Annotated in this window: 18 protein-coding genes and 1 pseudogene; 9 read left to right on the top strand and 10 right to left on the bottom strand. The window is 69.4% G+C overall.

Features of this window, described 5'->3' with window-relative positions; genetic code table 11:
* The first annotated feature begins 34 nt into the window (after positions 1-34).
* A complete protein-coding gene (locus BDK89_RS08765; RefSeq protein ID WP_133868589.1) occupies positions 35-679 on the top strand; it encodes a dihydrofolate reductase family protein in 645 nt (214 codons plus the stop codon).
* 1 nt (position 680) lies between these two features.
* Here the strand turns inward: BDK89_RS08765 and BDK89_RS08760 are convergent, their stop codons facing one another.
* The gene (locus tag BDK89_RS08760; RefSeq protein WP_133868588.1) at positions 681-1,253 is read right to left on the bottom strand and encodes a uridine kinase family protein; all 573 of its coding nucleotides are present in this window, start codon (positions 1,251-1,253) and stop codon (positions 681-683) included.
* A gap of 17 nt (positions 1,254-1,270) precedes the next feature.
* Positions 1,271-2,101, bottom strand: a complete 831-nt coding sequence (locus BDK89_RS08755) for an enoyl-CoA hydratase/isomerase family protein (RefSeq protein ID WP_208294010.1) — start codon at positions 2,099-2,101, stop codon at positions 1,271-1,273.
* A 260-nt stretch (positions 2,102-2,361) separates the two neighbouring features.
* On the opposite strand from BDK89_RS08755, the gene BDK89_RS08750 reads away from it, so the two are divergent.
* Both BDK89_RS08750 and BDK89_RS08745 read left to right on the top strand, forming a co-directional pair.
* Positions 2,362-2,868 (top strand): TetR/AcrR family transcriptional regulator, encoded by a 507-nt coding sequence (locus BDK89_RS08750; protein ID WP_133868587.1) that lies wholly within the window; start codon positions 2,362-2,364, stop codon positions 2,866-2,868.
* The gene (locus tag BDK89_RS08745; protein WP_133868586.1) at positions 2,865-3,758 is read left to right on the top strand and encodes a phytanoyl-CoA dioxygenase family protein; all 894 of its coding nucleotides are present in this window, start codon (positions 2,865-2,867) and stop codon (positions 3,756-3,758) included. Before BDK89_RS08750 ends, BDK89_RS08745 begins: the two co-directional genes overlap by 4 nt.
* 350 nt (positions 3,759-4,108) lie before the next feature.
* On the opposite strand, the gene BDK89_RS22390 is transcribed toward BDK89_RS08745, so the two are convergent.
* A complete protein-coding gene (locus tag BDK89_RS22390; protein ID WP_243839128.1) occupies positions 4,109-4,543 on the bottom strand; it encodes an HNH endonuclease signature motif containing protein in 435 nt (144 codons plus the stop codon).
* 177 nt (positions 4,544-4,720) lie between these two features.
* A pseudogene (locus tag BDK89_RS22660) lies at positions 4,721-5,509 on the bottom strand (DUF222 domain-containing protein); the annotation flags it as partial.
* A gap of 149 nt (positions 5,510-5,658) precedes the next feature.
* Here BDK89_RS22660 and BDK89_RS08735 point away from each other — a divergent pair.
* Positions 5,659-6,159 (top strand): hypothetical protein, encoded by a 501-nt coding sequence (locus BDK89_RS08735; protein WP_133868584.1) that lies wholly within the window; start codon positions 5,659-5,661, stop codon positions 6,157-6,159.
* 6 nt (positions 6,160-6,165) lie between these two features.
* Here BDK89_RS08735 and BDK89_RS08730 read toward each other — a convergent pair whose 3' ends face one another.
* The 4 genes from BDK89_RS08730 to BDK89_RS08715 all read right to left on the bottom strand — a co-directional run bounded on the left by BDK89_RS08730 (position 6,166) and on the right by BDK89_RS08715 (position 10,421).
* A complete protein-coding gene (locus BDK89_RS08730; RefSeq protein WP_133871027.1) occupies positions 6,166-7,074 on the bottom strand; it encodes a threonine/serine dehydratase in 909 nt (302 codons plus the stop codon).
* 17 nt (positions 7,075-7,091) lie between these two features.
* Positions 7,092-7,580, bottom strand: coding sequence for a protein-tyrosine phosphatase family protein (locus BDK89_RS08725; RefSeq protein WP_133868583.1), 489 nt, complete (start codon positions 7,578-7,580; stop codon positions 7,092-7,094).
* 35 nt (positions 7,581-7,615) lie between these two features.
* Entirely contained in the window at positions 7,616-9,238 is a 1,623-nt protein-coding gene (gene menD / locus BDK89_RS08720; protein WP_166657468.1) for a 2-succinyl-5-enolpyruvyl-6-hydroxy-3-cyclohexene-1-carboxylic-acid synthase, read from the bottom strand.
* Positions 9,239-9,326: 88 nt separating this feature from the next.
* Positions 9,327-10,421 (bottom strand): tRNA-queuosine alpha-mannosyltransferase domain-containing protein, encoded by a 1,095-nt coding sequence (locus BDK89_RS08715; protein ID WP_166657467.1) that lies wholly within the window; start codon positions 10,419-10,421, stop codon positions 9,327-9,329.
* 37 nt (positions 10,422-10,458) lie between these two features.
* Between BDK89_RS08715 and BDK89_RS08710 the strand changes: the two genes are divergently transcribed.
* Entirely contained in the window at positions 10,459-11,220 is a 762-nt protein-coding gene (locus BDK89_RS08710; protein WP_133868580.1) for a DsbA family oxidoreductase, read from the top strand.
* A complete protein-coding gene (locus tag BDK89_RS08705) occupies positions 11,190-11,939 on the top strand; it encodes an alpha/beta fold hydrolase (protein WP_133868579.1) in 750 nt (249 codons plus the stop codon). Before BDK89_RS08710 ends, BDK89_RS08705 begins: the two co-directional genes overlap by 31 nt.
* Before the next feature lie 103 nt (positions 11,940-12,042).
* On the opposite strand, the gene BDK89_RS08700 is transcribed toward BDK89_RS08705, so the two are convergent.
* Entirely contained in the window at positions 12,043-12,372 is a 330-nt protein-coding gene (locus tag BDK89_RS08700) for a hypothetical protein (protein ID WP_133868578.1), read from the bottom strand.
* A 31-nt stretch (positions 12,373-12,403) separates the two neighbouring features.
* Positions 12,404-13,312 carry a 1,4-dihydroxy-2-naphthoate polyprenyltransferase gene (locus tag BDK89_RS08695; protein WP_133868577.1) on the bottom strand — a complete coding sequence of 303 codons (909 nt, stop codon included), beginning with the start codon at positions 13,310-13,312 and terminating at the stop codon, positions 12,404-12,406.
* Between the two features lie 20 nt (positions 13,313-13,332).
* On the opposite strand from BDK89_RS08695, the gene BDK89_RS08690 reads away from it, so the two are divergent.
* The 3 genes from BDK89_RS08690 to BDK89_RS08680 are packed head-to-tail and all read left to right on the top strand — an operon-like array spanning position 13,333 to position 17,114.
* Positions 13,333-14,733: an amidase gene (locus BDK89_RS08690; protein WP_133868576.1), complete on the top strand. Its 1,401-nt coding sequence runs from the start codon at positions 13,333-13,335 to the stop codon at positions 14,731-14,733.
* Between the two features lie 2 nt (positions 14,734-14,735).
* Positions 14,736-15,845, top strand: coding sequence for a class I adenylate-forming enzyme family protein (locus tag BDK89_RS08685; RefSeq protein ID WP_133868575.1), 1,110 nt, complete (start codon positions 14,736-14,738; stop codon positions 15,843-15,845).
* A 54-nt stretch (positions 15,846-15,899) separates the two neighbouring features.
* On the top strand, positions 15,900-17,114 hold the full coding sequence (locus tag BDK89_RS08680) for an MFS transporter (protein ID WP_133868574.1): 1,215 nt from the start codon (positions 15,900-15,902) through the stop codon (positions 17,112-17,114).
* The last annotated feature ends 12 nt before the right edge of the window (positions 17,115-17,126 follow it).

Here is a 17,126-nt window from a genome sequence, read left to right as displayed (position 1 = left end):
GGCGGACCAGTCACGGTTGAGCAAGAATCACGGAATGGGACAACTGCTGCGGGTGCAGAACTTCATGCTGTCGGCCGACGGGTTCGGCTCGGGCGAGGGACAGAGCATCGATCGACCGTTCGGTCACGCCGACCCGACCGCACTCGCTGCCTGGGCGATTCCCACCGCCAGCTGGCCAGGACGCACCGAACCGGGCGGCACCCGCGGCATCGACGACTATTTCGTCCGCGACTTCCACCACGGCATCGGAGCCGAGATCATGGGCCGGAACAAGTTCGGCCCGCAGCGCGGACCGTGGGCGAACCACGACTGGACCGGCTGGTGGGGTGACTCACCGCCCTTCCACACGCCCGTGCTCGTGCTCACGCACCATCCTCGTCCGAGCTTCACGCTCGACGACACGACGTTCCACTTCATCGACGCCACCCCTGCCGAGGCGCTGCAGCAGGCCCGCTCAGCTGCGAATGGCAAGGACGTCCGCCTCGGTGGTGGGGTCGCGACCGTTCGACAATTCCTGGACGCCGATCTCGTCGACACCCTGCACGTCGCCGTCGTTCCGGTCGAGCTCGGGCGGGGTGAGCGACTCTGGCACTCGCCCGACGAGCTCGACGACCGGTTCCATCACGAGTCCACGGCAAGCCCCAGCGGCGTCGTCCACCACGTGTTCTGGCGACGCTAGATCAGCGCGGCAACTCGATCACCGAGAACTCGCCGGCGACGACCGGCACGGTGCCGTCGACGACGACGTCGGCGATCGGTCGCGTCGGGTCGGCTGCATAGTGGGCGTCTTCGGCGGCGCCCCATCGCTCCCAGTCGTCGAGCGCGTCGGCACCGTCGCGTTCGAGACCGCGTCGCAGACGCTCGTCGTGGGGCGTCTCGATCCACACGACGAACGACAGGTGGTGACGCCACTCGGACCGGCCTGAGCTCACGCCCTCGATGATCACCACGGGGTGGGGTTCGACCTCGAGCCACTCGGCGAGGGACCGAGACGCCCAGTCGTATCGCTGGTAACGGGCGGCGCGTCCGGCGGCCAACGGCTCGATCACCTGCTCGAGCAGCCGTGGCCACCAGTCGATCGGCTCCTCCCAACTGGCGAAGTCATCGGTGTGGACGACGGGCGCATCGTCGAGCGCGGCAGCGAGGTGAGCGGCGAACGTCGACTTCCCGGCACCGCCCGGCCCGTCGATCGCCACCAACCGGACCGGGCCCGGACGGTCGGTGATCTGCTCGCCGAGCTGTGTGAATCGCACGATCCGCAAACCCGACGTCAGATCGACGGACCGGACGCGTCGGCGATGTTCAGCTCGGTCTCACGTGTCTGACCGCCGCGTTCGAGGAAGCTGCGCATCCGCTCGGCCGTTCCCGGAATCCGCAACGTGCGCTCGAAGAGGTGGGCCTCCTCCGCGAGACCGTCGGCCATGGTCATGGTGTCGACGTTGCCGACCGACTCCTTGGCGAGCGCCACGGCCTCGGGCGGGAACGAGGCGATCCGACGGGCGAGACCGTCGACGTAGGGCGTCAGCTCGTCGGGGGCGAGTGCGCGGTTGAGCAATCCCCACCGCTCTGCGGTCACCGCATCGACGTCGATGCCGCCGAGGATGATCTCCAAGGCTCGGCCGCGCCCGACGAGGCGTGGCAGGCGTTGAGTTCCGCCACCGCCGGGCAGGATGCCGAGCGGCACTTCCATCTGGTTGATGATCGTTCGCCCGACGGCCCCGAACCGCATGTCGCAGGCCATCGCGAACTCGTTCCCACCGCCGCCGACCCGTCCGGCGATCTCGACGATCGTCGGCTTGGGCATCGTGCGGTAGATCTCGCACATCCGATGGAACCCGTTCGGCGTACCCGACCGCTCCGCCGGCTCGTCCGTCGGCATGGCGAGGATCGACTCGACGTCGAAGTGAGCGATGAAGAAGTCGGGATCGGCGCTGCGGAACACGACGACGCCGACCTCGTCGTCGTCGGCGACGGCTGTTCCGAACCGCATCAGGTCGACGAGCATCGGCACCGTCATCACATTGATCGGCGGCGCATCGATCGTCGCCACCGCCACCCGGTCGGCGACGTCGACTCGCAGCGTCGTCAGCTCCTCGTACACGGCTCCCCTCCCGTCGTCGACGAACAAACTAGTGCCGCGCCGGGCAACGCCTCCCTTCGTCTCGCCACCCGTCGTCCGACTCCTCGCCGATGCTCGAGACTTGCCCCTCCTCGGCGATACCGAGCACCAGTAGCGCCGTAGTCGTGCCGTACTGGAGCGGTCGGGCGTATTCGCCCGGTTGGGCGATACCGAGCGACGACGTCTCTGGGTGACTCAAGCACACCTTGACTGACCGATCGTTCGGTCAGTAGGATGTCGCCATGCGCTCCCGCATCGTCGACGTCGCCTTCGGACTCTTCGCACGCCGCGGGATCGACGGCGTTTCGATCTCGGAGGTTGCGCTCGCGGCCGGCGTGTCGAAAGCGAACGTGATGCATCACTTCGGATCGAAGAACGGCCTGTACGCAGCGTGTCTCGACACCATCGACGCCCATTTGCACGAGGTCGTCGATCGAGTCGTCGGCTCGGGCGATCCGGTCGACGATCTTCGGGCATCGCTGGAGTCGTGGGCGGACGAACACCCCGGCGATTGCCGGGTGATGGCCTACGGCTTGCTCCGCCTCCCCGAACAACCGGGCCGCTGGGCCCTGTCAGCCCCGGTCGAGCGGATGATCGAACTGGTCGCCCATGACAGGGCATCACTCGACGATGCGACGGCCACGGTCGTCGACCTTCTCGGCACGGTCACCTACCGCGAGATGTCCCGCCCGCTGGTCGAGGCTCGAGCCACACGCATCTCTGAACCCTCACGACAGGAGGAACGATGACCCACACCACCCGCGCCGCGACCGTCAGCACATCCACCGACGCTGCGTCCGCGAGCAACGCGTACCTGTCCGGCGACCACGCCAAGAAGTACCGCTCGACCGCCGGCTCACAACCGAGCACCGACCAGAGGCAGCTCCGTCGGTGTCTCGACGATCTCGACCGCGACGGGTACACCATCGTCGAGAACGTCCTCGACCTTGCGACGGTCGCCGAGATCCGCTCGTCGGTCGAGCCGCTGTTCGTCCACGAAGGCGGGCGCAACGCGTTCGAGGGATACCGCACGCGTCGCCTCTACTCACCGATCGATGACACCGACGTGCTTGACGACATCGTCGAGCACCCGCTGGCGCTCGGCCTGCTCGACGAACTGTTCGAGCCCAACTATCTGCTGTCGCAACTCCAGGTGATCGACATCGCCCCCGGTGAATCCGCTCAGGGTCTCCACCCAGACGACAACTTCTACCCCTGGCCGCGCCCCCGACCGCCGCTCGGCGCCGCCACGATCTTCGCGATCGACGACTTCACCGCCGACAACGGCGCCACAGTCGTCATCCCCGGCTCCCATCGCTGGGACGACCACTTCCCCACCGAAGAAGAACAAGCCACGGCCATCCCGGCTGTGATGCCCGCCGGCTCGATGCTGTTCTTCCTCGGCACCACCTGGCACGGCGGCGGCGCCAACCACACCGACCGGTCACGGATGTGCGTCACCGCCCAGTACTGCCGTCCCTGGTGCCGTCCCCAGGAGAACTTCTCACTGTCGGTGTCGAAGCAGCGAGTCGCTCGCTCGTCCGAGCACATCCAGCGGCTCCTCGGTTACAGCATCCATCCGCCCTTCATGGGATTCGTCCGGGGCATGCATCCCAAGCGGCTCCTCGAGGACGTCTGAGAACGGGTCACACCGCAGTCACCGACATCAAACCGGTCCAACCCAGACGACCCGCGGTCAACCACAGCTCGAGAACGCTTCGGACCCCTGTGACCGCCCTGTCTTGCGCAGCGCGCAAGGCGTCCAGACCAGTCCGGGATCCGGCAGACTGCGCGCTGGCTGAGCGCCCATAACGCCGGCCATCGCCCCGGAGTTCAGGGGCACTCTCCGGTTCACGTTCATGTCGCGCTCAGTTCCCTCTTCGGAGCTGAGCGCAACATGGACGAGCAGCATCGGGCGGCCCCGATGCGTCGGATCGGATACCCCGAACATCGCCGATTGCGGCACTCTGCCGTCGGCTCGACCGCTGGTCAGCTGGCTCGGTCGAGTTGGTTGTAGAGGCGGAGGCGGATGATGTGGGCGAGTTCGTCTTGGGTGAGGTCGGGTGGGCGTGCGCCGACGGGGAGCATGATGCTGCCGTCGGGTCGGATGGTGAATTGTCGGCCGTGTTCGTCGCGTCGGCTCGACCATCGTTCACGGTGTTTGTCCCGGTTGTGGGTGTTACATCGGATGTCGGCGTTGTTCTGGTTGGTGCGACCTCCGGCCCACCATTCGATGACGTGGTCGACGTCACAGGCCTGCACCTTGACCGAACATCCGGGGTGTGAACACTCCCGATACAACAACCTGGCGGCGGCTCGGGCTTCGCCTTCGAACAAGCGGGCCGCCCGACCCCGATCGATGACGACACCGGCCGAGTCGACCACGACCCGACGCACCAGCCCCGTCAACGATGCTTGCAGCACCGTGATCGGGTGCAGTGGGGTGCCGTCGGCGGTGTGGCATTGCCGATCGATCCACGCTTCGGGATCGGCAGCAACCGTGTCGATGATGTCGTCGATGGTGTCGTCGTCGAGTTCGACGACCTGTCCGTCACCGGTCGCGATCATCCCGGCCTGTTCGAGCGTTTCACCCCACGTCGAGAGATCAGCGACGATGTTCGTCACGACCTCCGCAGCCCCGGCTGGTTTCCCCTCGGCGAGATGAGCGCGAGCGTGGCGGGCCATCGCGATCATCGCGTCATAGCGACGCTGCCGATCGGTGCGCGGCAACGGGAACTCGTCGGCACGATCACCGTGTTCGGCACGACGAGCGTCGACATCGGCACGGAACTCTTCGTCGACGAACAGTTCGAAGATCGCCACGAACTCATCGGCCACCAACGGGTCACCACCACGCACCCTCACGTCGAGGGTGCCACCGACCACATGGACGTGAGCGACGCGTTCGTTGATGTCACAAACCAGGTCGGCGAACGCACCGTCTTGGTCGGCGAGCTGCACGAAATCGTCGATCCGGCCTTTCAGTTCGAGATGCGAGTCATGCTCGGCGAACTCGAGATAGATCGGTGCGACCTTGACGAAGTGGTCACGAGTTCGCGGGTTGGCATGGATCCGGGCGATCTCGACGATCTGGTCGACACCGACCCGACCGGCGAGCAACGCATCACCGAGCGCCGGTACAAGATCACACACCTCGGCCACCCGGCGGCGTTGCGACGCTGCGCCTTTCGACAGGTTCTCCGTCGCTCGCAGATACGAGATCACTGTGCGTTGCCCGTCGAGCCGGTAGGCGCCGCGCGCCGAGGACACCGACAGCAGTGCGGCGTGTTCGGCGGCGAGTCGCCGCTGTTCGAGTTCGTTGGCTCGGATAGCGGCATCGAGCTCGGCATCGGACAACGCGAGGTTGTTCTCGATGAGCTCGGCGAACATGACCCAATGGTACCGAACATGCGTTTTGTGAGCAACCGCTGAGCAGCATATATCGCAGTAATGTTCGTGCTGACGCAACGACAGGACGTGGTAGTCGATCGATGCGGCCACGCGCCCCAGCAGCGTCGGTGCCGTTCTAGGATCCGACGATGGAGATGGAGCGGGTCGAGACGGCCGACGAGGTCGTCGAACGGCGCACGATCGTCACGGCGCTGCCGTTGAAGCGACCGGCCCGAGAGCGACTCGCCGAACTCCTCGACGCCCGGGTGCTCGACGTGCGAGCGCCGTGCGATCACGCCGACCTCGTCCTGACGCCGGCGTGCAGCCCGCAACTCATCGCCGCACTCGGCGAGAAGTACGACGGGGCGCGGGTCGTCGTCGTCGAGCTGGACGACTGGGAGTTCGACATCGAACTCTCGGGGCCCGTCAAGCGCATCCTGCGCAGTGGTGCTGCCGCCTATGTGCTCGCCGACAGCCTCGACGAACTGGCGGCGAAGCTCGCTGCGCCCGGCTCGGCAACCGACGAGACGACCGAGCAGGACGTGCCGTCGGTACACGAACTGTCGGCAACGCAGACGGTCGACGATCTGATCTCGGCGTTCCTCCGCGAGTCGGTCGAGTACTCGACGCGCCACGCCGGCGGCGACTGAGCGCGATCAGTCGACGATGGTCGCCGGGTCGGCGTTGCTCCCACAGACCACGACGACCACCCGCTCCCCCGGGCTCGGTACGTAGGCACCCGACCGGACCGCGGACAGCGCCGCTGCCCCACCCGGCTCGACGATCAGGCGGCACTCGTTCCAGAGCTCTCGCTGCGCGTCACGAATGGATGCGTCGGCCACCACGACCGCCTCGTCGACGAACTGGCGGATCACCAGCCACGGCGCCGCACCGACCTGCTTCGCTCCGAGCGAGTCGGCGGCGACGCCGCTGACCGGCACCGGCACGGGCTTGCCGTTCGCCAGCGCTGCGCGCACGCACTGGCTCGACTCGGGTTCGACGCAGACGACCCGAACCCGATCTCGGAACCAAGCGGCCTGGCCGGCGATGAAGCCCCCACCACCTGCAGCCACGATGATCGTGTCGACGCCGTCGACCTGTTCCTCCAGCTCTCGCGCCATCGTGCCCTGACCGGCGACCGTGTCGTGGTGGTCGTACGGGTGGATCTGGATCGCACCCGTCTCCGCACGCCGCTCGTCGGCGGCGGCCTGGGCGTCGTCGTAGTACCCCTCGATCACGTGCACCGTGGCACCGAACCGCTCGATGTTCTGACGCTTGATGTCGGGCGAGGTCGACGGCATGAAGATCTCCGTCGGCACCCCGAGCGAGCCGCCGACGTACGAGAGGGCCGCGCCGTGGTTGCCACCGCTCGCTGCGATCAGGCCGGCGTCGGGGAGGTCGGCCTCGCCCAACACCCGGTTGAAGGCGCCGCGCGTCTTGAACGACCCGGCGTGCTGCATCAGTTCGAGCTTCAGCGTGAGCTGGCCGTGGGCGATGACCGGTGTGCGACGGGCACGGTCGCCGATCCGCTCGGCGGCTCGTTCGATGTCGTCGGGTGTCACCATCTCGCTCACGTCGGCGATCATCGCAGACCGGCGGCGAACTCCCGAACCAGGTCGAGCTGGACACCCGCCTCGGGTCCGGCCCCGGGTCGACAGCGGGTGACCGTGGCGAGTGCGTCGTCGACCGTCGAGCCGAGCCGCACCAGCACGCACGCGGCTGTCGTCCCGGCTCGCCCCATTCCCGCTGCGCAGTGGACGAGCACCCGCTCCCCCGCCATCAGCCGCGACACGATCGACTCGACCAGCTCACGCATCGCGTCGGTCGTCGGGACATGCAGATCGTGGATCGGCAGCCAGGTCGCGCCCGGCGGCGACGAGTCGAGCCACGCGAGATAGTCGCCGTAGCGGCCGTCGAGTTCGTGTCGCTCGACCAGGCACACCACGGCGTCCCAACGATCCGACGCGTAGCGGGTGACCACCGCGTGCTTGCCGCACAGCTCGAGCGTGCCCGGCACCCGTGCCGGCAACGAGATGGAGTCGACGCCGCCGTCACGCTGGCGATCCGACATCCAATCCAAGCCGTCACCGACTTCGCCCGACGCCATCAGCGCGTCGACAGCGCGGCGGCGACCGCCGCATGGAGCTCGTCGTGCAAGGCGACGTTCTCCACACGGTCGGAGACCACCCGCGTCACCGTCGGACCGGACACGGCGAGACGCTCGCGGAGCTGCTCGAGCGAGTCGACCGTCGTCGCGTCGAGGCCGTGGGCCGACGCGAGCGCGACGAGGTCGGTGTCGTGCGGGGTGCCGAACAGCTGCTCGAACCGCTCGGTCGACAGGGCCGTCGCCTGCGGGAGGAAGTTGAAGATGCCGCCGCCGGCGTTGTCGATCACGACGACCCTGACATCGGCACGACGGTGGCGGAGTGCCAGCAGCGCGTTGCTGTCGTGAGCGAAGGCGATGTCGCCGATCAGGACGAACACCGGCCCACCGAGCAGCGCCCGACCGACCGCCGTCGACATCACCCCGTCGATCCCGTTCGCGCCACGGTTGGCGTGCACCCGTGCGGTCACTCCACCGAACCACTCGACGTCGCGGATCGGCATCGACGACGACACGACCAGCTCGCCGTCGACCGACGAACTCGCCACCACCGTGGCGCGGGCGACGGACGGTTCGGAGAGCTCGGTCTCGAGGGCTGCGGCGATCGCGGCCTCGGCTCGATCGGCGGCGTGCCGCCACCGCGCCATCCACGGGGTGTTGCCGGCCCCGGCGAGCGCCTGCAGGTCGTCGAGCGAACAGAAGGCGGCCACGTTGCGGTCGGGATCGACCACACCCGGGCCACCGACCTGCAGCACCGGTGCATCGCTGCGGGCGATCCACTGCGACAGCGTCTTCGACGCGGGTGCCCGTCCGACACGGACGACCACCTCGGGTGCGTGCGCGTCGGCGAACTCGCGGTACCGCAGCATCGACTCGAATGCGTCGACCGCATTGGCGGCGCCGCGCAGCCCCGAACACGGATCGGCGAGGATCGGCCAGCCCAACCGTTCGGCCAGGGCGACGACGTCGTCGGGGTCGACCCCGCTGCGTCCACCGGCGACGATCACGCCGCGCTGCCGGTCGTACTCGGTCGCCGGACCGCTCGCGGCCATGCCACGCGGCACGGGCAGTGGCGGCCCGATCGGCTCGGGCAGTTCGCCGACCGTGCCGAGCAACGGTTCACGGAACGGCAGGTTGAGATGCACCGGCCCTGCGTCGGCGGTCGAGAAGACGCGCTGGGCGAGGGGTCGCCAGCCGGCCGGGTCGGCCTCGTCGGGTACCGGAGCGTCGTGGAACCAGCGCACCGATCGGCCGTACAGCTCGAGCTGATCGATCGTCTGCGGTGCGCCGACACCCCGCAGCTCGGGCGGGCGGTCGGCGGTTGCGACGATCATCGGCACGTTCGACAGTCCGGCCTCGACGACCGCCGGGTGGAAGTTCACGGTGGCCGTCCCACTGGTGCACGTCAGGACGGCCGGGATCCCGTCGAGCCCGAGCCCGAGTGCCACGAAGGCGGCGACCCGCTCGTCGTGCACGACATGCACCTGCAGCTCGTCGCGTTCGGCCAGGGCGATCGCGAGCGGCGTCGACCTCGACCCCGGGGCGACGACGGCGTGCCGCACCCCGCACCGGATCCACTCGTCGACCAACGTCGCACAACAGGTGGCGTTCGCATCCCCGATCACGCCGAGCACGATACGGCGCAGATGGGGTCGGATACGTTTCGTCGGTACCGACGAAACGTATCCGACCCCATACCTCGTCATCCGACGGTCACAGGAGCAGGGTGTCGAGGGACGGGGTGACGGCGGACCAGTCGTGGTCGGCGAGGGAGGGGCGCAGCGCCGTGGCGACGGCGGCGGACTCGTCGCGGTTCGTCACGGCCCAGCGGATGCGCTCGACCAACCCGGACGCGTCGTCGTACAGGCAGCGGTCGTGCCACTCGGGTGGGACGCGTTCCGGGTACACCAGCCGGTTCGGCACGACCGGGCACGCACCGGCGGCGATGGCCTCCACCACGGCGATGCCGTAGAACTCATGGTGCGCCGTGCTCACGACCACGTCGGCGCTGCGCAACAGGCGCCGATACTCGTCGAGTTCGGCCCAGCCGGCGTACACCACACGATCGCCCAGCCGCGCCCGCAGCGCCTCGAACGACGGCGGCTCGTCGACGAACCGCTCCCCCGCCAACGCCACGTCGAACTCGACGCCCTCGTCGGCCAGGGTCGTGATCGCGGAGGCGAACTCCTCGGGTCCCTTGTCGTACTCCCACCGCTGGTTCCACAGCACCAGCGGTCGCTCACGTCGCGCCCGGGGCACGGCGTCGAGCGCTGCGAGGTCGGCCCCGACCGGCAGCACGGTCGACCTGGCTCGCACCGACTCGACGAAGCGCCCGTGCTTCTCGTCGGGGAACCGCGCCAGCAACCCCGGCAGTGCCTCGAACCACTCGTCGCGGTGATACGCCGAGTTGAAGACGACCCGGTCGGCTGCGACCATCGACGTCCAGTTGATCATCGGGTACGTCAGGTCGACCCGGTCGTGTTCCGACAGCGGGAACGTCAGCTGGTTCTCGTGCATGTACAGCGTGACGGGTACGCCTCCGAGCGACCGGCGACACAACCCGAGCAGTGCCGGCACGTTGCACATGCTCGTCGTGAGGACGGCGTCGAACGGCTGCACCGCTGCGGCCTCTGCGAGGCGTGGCGCCAGCGTGACGTGCCCGCCCTGCATCCGCCACTTCCAGTGGATGGCCGGCAGCCCGAACACCTCGACGTCGTGCGCCGACCGTTCGGCGTATCCCTCGGCCCAGGCACGGTGCGACCCACCGAGGTACGGCTCGACGAGTGCCACACGTCGCTTCGGCTCCACGACGGCGACGGTAGCCGCCGCCCCGTAGGCTCGACCCATGACCGTTCACGACGAGGCGACGACCGTTCCGAAACTGCGAGTCGACATCTGGTCGGACGTGGTGTGTCCGTGGTGCTACATCGGCAAGCGCCGGTTCGAGAAGGCGGCCGCCGAGCTCGAGGGCGAACTCGATCTCGAGGTCCACTTCCGCCCGTACCAGCTCGACCCGACGGCGTCGCCCGGCAAGTCGGGTCCGGTGTTCGACGCGTATGCCCGCAAGTTCGGCGGCCCCGAGCAGGCCCAGATGTTGATCGACCGCGTCACCGACACCGCCGCCGGCGAAGGCCTCGAGTTCCACATGGACCGGGCGCTGCGCGCCAACACGCTGCTCGCCCACCGCCTGCTCTGGTGGGCCGACCAGCCGGCCACACCCGTCACCCAAGAGGCGATGAAGGAGCGGCTGCTGCAGGCCTACTTCGTCGACGGGCTCGACATCGGCCTGCCCGAAACCCTCGCCGATTGCGCCGCCGAACTCGGCGCCGAACGCGACGAGATCCTGGGGTTCCTGTCGAGCGATGCCGGTGTCGGTGCGGTCGGCGACGACCTGTCGCAGGCGGCCGACCACGGCATCTCCGCGGTGCCCACCTTCGTGATCGAGGGCCAGTGGGCGATCCCCGGTGCTCAGGACACCGACACCTTCGTCAACGTGTTCCGTCGCCTCGCCGACAAGATGCGTGTCGCCGAGCAGGCCGAAGCCGCAGCCGAGGCCTCGGTCGACGCAGGCGACTCGTGCGAGGGCGACGCCTGCGCCACCGAGTGATGCGGCGCATCGCCTTCCTGCACGGTTTCACCCAGACCCATCACCACTGGCACCACGTCGCCCACGCCGTCGCCGAACGGGTCGGTGACAGCACCCTGGTCCTCCCGGACCTGCCCGGTCACGGCCTGAGCGCGGCCGACGAGCGCGACATCGATCGGACGGCAGCGGCGCTCGCGACGTCGATCGGACCCGCCACTTACGTCGGCTATTCGATGGGTGGCCGCATCGCGCTCCACACTGCGCTGCTCGACGGTTCGCCGGTCGAGCGCCTCGTGCTGATCGGGGCGACGCCGGGGATCGCCGACGAGGCGGAGCGGGAAGAGCGCCGACGTCTCGACGACGAACGCGCCGACCACATCGAGCGGGTCGGCGTCGATGCGTTCCTCGACGAGTGGCTCGCCGCTCCCCTGTTCGCGACCCTGCCGCCCGACCCGGACGGGTTGCTCCACCGTCGACGCAACACCGCGGCGGGACTCGCCCACAGCCTGCGAACCGCAGGCACCGGTGTCCAGCGCTCGCGGTGGGGCGAGCTCGAACGCATCACCGTGCCGGTCCTCGTGATCGCCGGCGCGCTCGACACCAAGTTCACCGTCATCGGCCTCCGGATGACCGAGGCGCTCCCGAACGCCACGTTCGTCTCCATCGACGGCGCCGGCCACGCCGCCCACTCCGAACACCCCGGGGCGGTCGCCGACACCATCGCCACCTGGCTCCCGTAACGCCGAACGGGCCCGTCCCGGCGCCGACTGGTGAAGCGACGGATGGGGTCGGATACGTCTCGTCGGTCCCGACGAGACGTATCCGACCCCATGCGTCCTAACGTCACCAGTGGACGAGGTGGCCGGCTTCGACGACGGAGCCGGACGGGATCAGTGTGGTGATCACGAGGATCGAGTCGGCGGCGGCGCCGGTCGCATCCGCCAAGGCCTGTGAGAGACCCGTCGCCAGGCGTTCGACGTCGTCGCCGCTCCAGAGCGACGGCAGCGTCAGCGACGCCGTCGCCGCGTAACGCTTGCCGCCCTGTTCACCGCGCACGACGTTGACCGTCATCTCCTCGTCGGCGACGCCGGACACCACCGACCACACCTCGACCACTCGGTCGACGTCGATCGGGCCGATGTCGCTCCGCACGAAACAGTTGGCGATCGGCATCCGCCGATCATCGCACGTCGGGAGCGTGTGGTCAGCCGAGGGCGAGGCCGAAGGCGAAGGTGAGGCCGAAGACCAGCTGGGTCTGGCCGGTCCCGCCGAGCACCGGGATCAGCTGCGGGCCGGTCGCTCCGCCGAGCACCTGCTTGACGGGGCCGATCGACGCCGGGATGCCGAGCAGGCCGAGCAGCGCCCACGGACGGTCGATGGCGCTGACGACGACGCACGCGAACGTGAGCGCGATCAACAACACGTAGAACCAGCGGGTCCGCTGGTCGCCCAGCCGAACGGCCAGCGTCCGCTTGCCGGCGTCGGTGTCGGTCGGGATGTCGCGCAGGTTGTTGACGACCAGCAGGGCGCAGGCGATCAAGCCGACGCCGGTCGACGCAGGCCACGTCACCCACGGCACCTCCTCGATCGCCACGTAGGTGGTGCCCGCCGTGGCGACCAACCCGAAGAACACGAACACGAAGACCTCGCCCAGCCCGAGATAGCCGTAGGGCTTCGGGCCGCCCGTGTATCCCCACGCGGCGAGGATCGCCGCGACGCCGACGAGCACGAGCCACCACGACGTGGCGATGGCGAGCGCCAGTCCGGCGACCGCTGCCAGTCCGAACGACAGCAGGGCCGCCTTCTTCACCGCCGACGGCGACGCCGTCCCGGTTGCGACCAGCCGCATCGGGCCGACCCGCACGTCGTCGGTGCCGCGCACCCCGTCGCTGTAGTCGTTGGCGTAGTTCACGCCGATCTGGAGCAGGAGCGACACGACGAGCGCCGCGACCACGCGCCACCACACGACGCCGTCACCGAACGACTCGCCGAGACCGGCGGCGACGCCGGCGCCGACGGCGACGGGAACGACGGCGGCGGGCAGGGTGCGCGGGCGGGCACCGGCGACCCAGTCGGACAGGGTCGGGGCGGGCGTGTTCTCGGCGGTCGACATGCGTCGGTCATGATGGATGCATGAGCGAACTCTGGCAACTCGGCGCCCTCGAACTGGCCGAGAAGATCCGGTCGGGCGAGACCACGAGCCGGGCCGTCGTCGAGGCCCACCTGGCCCGCGTCGACGCCGTCAACGGCGACCTGAACGCGATCGTCCGCCGCCTCGACGACGAGGCGCTGGCCGCCGCCGATGCGGCCGACGCCGCCGTCGGCCGTGGTGACGAGCTCGGCCCCTTCCACGGCGTGCCGATCACGGTGAAGGAGAACATCGACTGTGCCGGCACGCCGACGACCCAGGGGCTCCCCGCCCTGGCCGAGGCGGTCGCGCCGATCGACGCCCCGACCGTCGCCCGCATGCGGGCCGCCGGTGCGATCCCGTTCGCACGAACCAACCTGCCCGATCTCGGGCTCCGCGTCCACACCCACTCCACGTTGCACGGCCTCACCCGCAACCCGCACCACCCCGGCCGCACCGCGGGCGGCTCGAGCGGTGGCGAGGCGTCGGCGATCGCCTCCGGCATGAGCCCGCTCGGACTCGGCAACGACATCGGCGGCTCGCTCCGCAACCCGGCGCACTGCTGCGGCATCGCATCGATCAAGCCCACGGTCGGCGCCGTGCCGATGGCGACGGTCATCCCGCCGCAGGACCAGCTCTTGAGCTCGCAGCAGATGCTGGTCGAGGGCCCGATGGCCCGACGCGTCGCCGATGTGCGGGCCGCGTTCGAGGCGATCGCCGGGCCGAGCCCGCGCGACCCGCGATCGGTCCCGGCGACGTTCACCGAACTCGCCGACGGTGAGCGCCTCACCATCGCCGTCCTGGCCGACCCGCCCGGCGGCGACACCCACCCGGAGATCGCGGCGGCGGTCCGTGCTGCGGCCGACATCCTGGCCGATGCCGGCCACGACGTGGTCGAGGCGACACCGCCCGACTACGAGGTGGCGATCGAGATGTGGGCGGCGCTCCTGCTCTCCGACCTGTCGGTCACACGGCCGCTCCTCGACGAGATCCTCGGCGAGGACGCACGCAAGATCCTCGACGGGTTCGCCGAGGTGGCACCCGAGACCTCGGTCGAGCTCTCCGCCCACGTGCAGGGCACCCGCTTCCGCCTGATGCGGGAGTGGTCGGAGTTCTTCGCGCAGCACCCGATCCTGCTGTCGCCCACGTGGGGCATGCCGCCGTTCGAGCACGACGCCGACATCGGCGACAACGAACAACTCATCCGCGACACCTTGCGTCCCGTGCTGCCGGCCAACTTCCTCGCCCTCCCGGGTGCGATCGTGCCGTGCGGCACGGCCGACGGGTTGCCGGTCGGCGTGCAGGTCATGGGTGACCGGTTCACCGACCTCCGCTGTCTCGACGTCGCCGCTCAGATCCAGGCCGCCGCAGGCGCCCCGGCACCGATCGATCCGGTGACGGCCTGACGGTGCGGCGCCTCGTCGCGCTCGACCTGCCGGGCGGTCCGGCGTTCGTGCACGCACTCCAGCGCGCCTGGGATTCGGGGGACGCCGTCTTGCCGGTCGACCAGCGGTTCCCGCCGGTTGCCAAGGCGGCGCTGATGGCCGCCATGGGAGCCAGCACCGTGGTCGAGCCCGGCGGCACCTCGGAGCTGGCCGAAGGCCGGCCGGTCGACGACGGCGACGCGCTCGTCGTGGCGACCAGCGGATCGACCGGCACGCCCAAGGGGGTCGTCCTCACCCACGAGGCCGTGGCCGCCTCCGCCGAGGCGACGTCGACGCGACTCGGCGTCGATCCGGAACACGACCACTGGCTGGCCTGTCTGCCTTTGGCCCACGTCGGCGGACTCTCGGTCGTGACCCGGGCCCTCCACACCGGCACCCGGCTGACCGTGATCCCCGCCTTCGACGTCGAGACCGTCGACTCGAGCGACGCCACGCTCGTCTCCCTGGTGGCGACCGCCATGCGACGGGTCGACACCGACCGCTGGCGCGTGATCGTCCTCGGCGGCGCCCACGCCCCCGCCGACCGGCCGGCCAACTCGGTCACCACGTACGGCATGACCGAGACCGGCAGCGGCGTCGTCTACGACGGTGTGCCGCTCGACCGGGTCGAGGTGCGCATCATCGACGGCGAGATCCAGCTGCGCGCCCCGATGCTCTTGCGGTGCTACCGCGACGGCACCGATCCGTTCGTCGCCGGCGGCTGGTTCCCGACGGGCGACCTCGGCGAGCTCACGGTCGACGGACAGCTGATCGTGCACGGTCGCCGTGGCGATCTGATCATCACCGGCGGCGAGAACGTCTGGCCCGACCCGGTCGAGCGCGTCCTCGCCCGCCACCCGAAGGTCGCCGACGTCGGCGTCGCAGGCGTCCCCGACCCCGAGTGGGGCCACGTCGTCACCGCCTTCGTCGTCCCGGCCGACGGCGACGCACCGTCGCTCGACGAGCTGCGCGAGGCGGTCCGTGCCGAGCTGCCGGCCTACTGCGCGCCACGCAACGTGGTGATCGCCTCACAGCTGCCACGCACCACGTTGGGCAAGCTGAAACGAGCCGATCTGGTCGAACGCGACGGCTAGGTTCGCCCCGATGGCTCGGGCAGGGAACGACGAGCGCCCCGTGGTGACGGCTGCGTGAGTACCGCGCGCGAGCCGTTGCCCACGGCGTACTGGCGCCAGTGGTGGGCGAGCCTGATCAGCAACCTCGGCGACGGCATCAACTTCGTCGCCATGCCGTTGCTCGCGCTCTCGCTGACCGACGACGAACGACTGCTCGCGCTCACGACGGTGGCGACGTTCGTGCCGTGGCTGGTGATCTCGCTGCCCGTCGGTGTCGTGGTCGACCGGGTCGACCGGCGACTGCTCATGGTGTCGGCGAACCTGGCTCGCGTCGGCCTCTACTCGATCATCGCCGCCTGGGCGATCCAGGGTGGCATCTCGATCTGGTGGCTGGTCGCGCTGCTCGTCGTGATCGGTTCGTGCGAGGTGCTGTTCGACAGCACGGCCCAGGCGTTCGTGCCGATGCTCGTCGAGCAGGACCAGTTGGCCCGGGCGAACGGGTTGCTGTTCGCCGCCGAGATCGTCGCCGGTTCGATCGCCGGCCTGGCCGTGGGTGCCTTCTTCTTCGACATCGACGTCGGCCTGCCCTTCGCTGCCAATGCGGCGAGCTTCGCCGTGGCGGCGGCGCTGCTGCTGACCATCCGCATCCGCAAGGCGCCACCGGTCACCATGGTGCCGATCGAGGATCGCAGTTTGCGTTCGGCCATCCGATGGCTCGGCCGTCACCAGCTGCTCCGCACGCTGGCCATCATGTTCACGGTTACGAACCTCGGCTTGATGCTCGGTCAGGGCATCTTCGCCAAGTTCGCCGTCGACGAACTCGGCCTCGACAGCTTCGGGTTCGGGCTCCTGCTCGCGATCACGGCCATGGGAGCGGCGACGGGCGGCCTGCTCGGGCCACGCATCGTCGGTGCGATCGGGCTCAAGAATTCGGTGGTGGCGCCCTACCTGGCGTTCGGTGTCGCCCAGATCGTCATCGGCCTGACACCACCGGTCGCCGTGGTCGCCACGGCGGGCTTCGTGATGGGGTTCGGCATCACGGTCTGGAACGTGGCGACCATCACGGTGCGGCAGCGCCTGATCCCGACCGATCAGTTCGGCCGGGTGAACGGCGCCTACCGCTGGTTCGGCGCTGCGGCCAGCGCGCTCGGCATCGTGGCCGGTGGCTTCGTCGCCTACGCCATCGACCTGCAGGCGCCGTTCCTGCTCGGTGGCGGCATCACGCTCGGTGCCGCCATCGTGTTCGCCAAGCCGGTTCTGTCCGGCCTGGCGAACACCGATGACCTGTGACCGTCAGCCCAC

The sequence above is a fragment of the Ilumatobacter fluminis genome (assembly GCF_004364865.1).
Classification (GTDB): Bacteria; Actinomycetota; Acidimicrobiia; order Acidimicrobiales; family Ilumatobacteraceae; genus Ilumatobacter; species Ilumatobacter fluminis.
The sequence above is the reverse complement of the archived record's forward strand: the minus strand, read 5'-3'. Positions and strand labels throughout refer to the sequence as shown.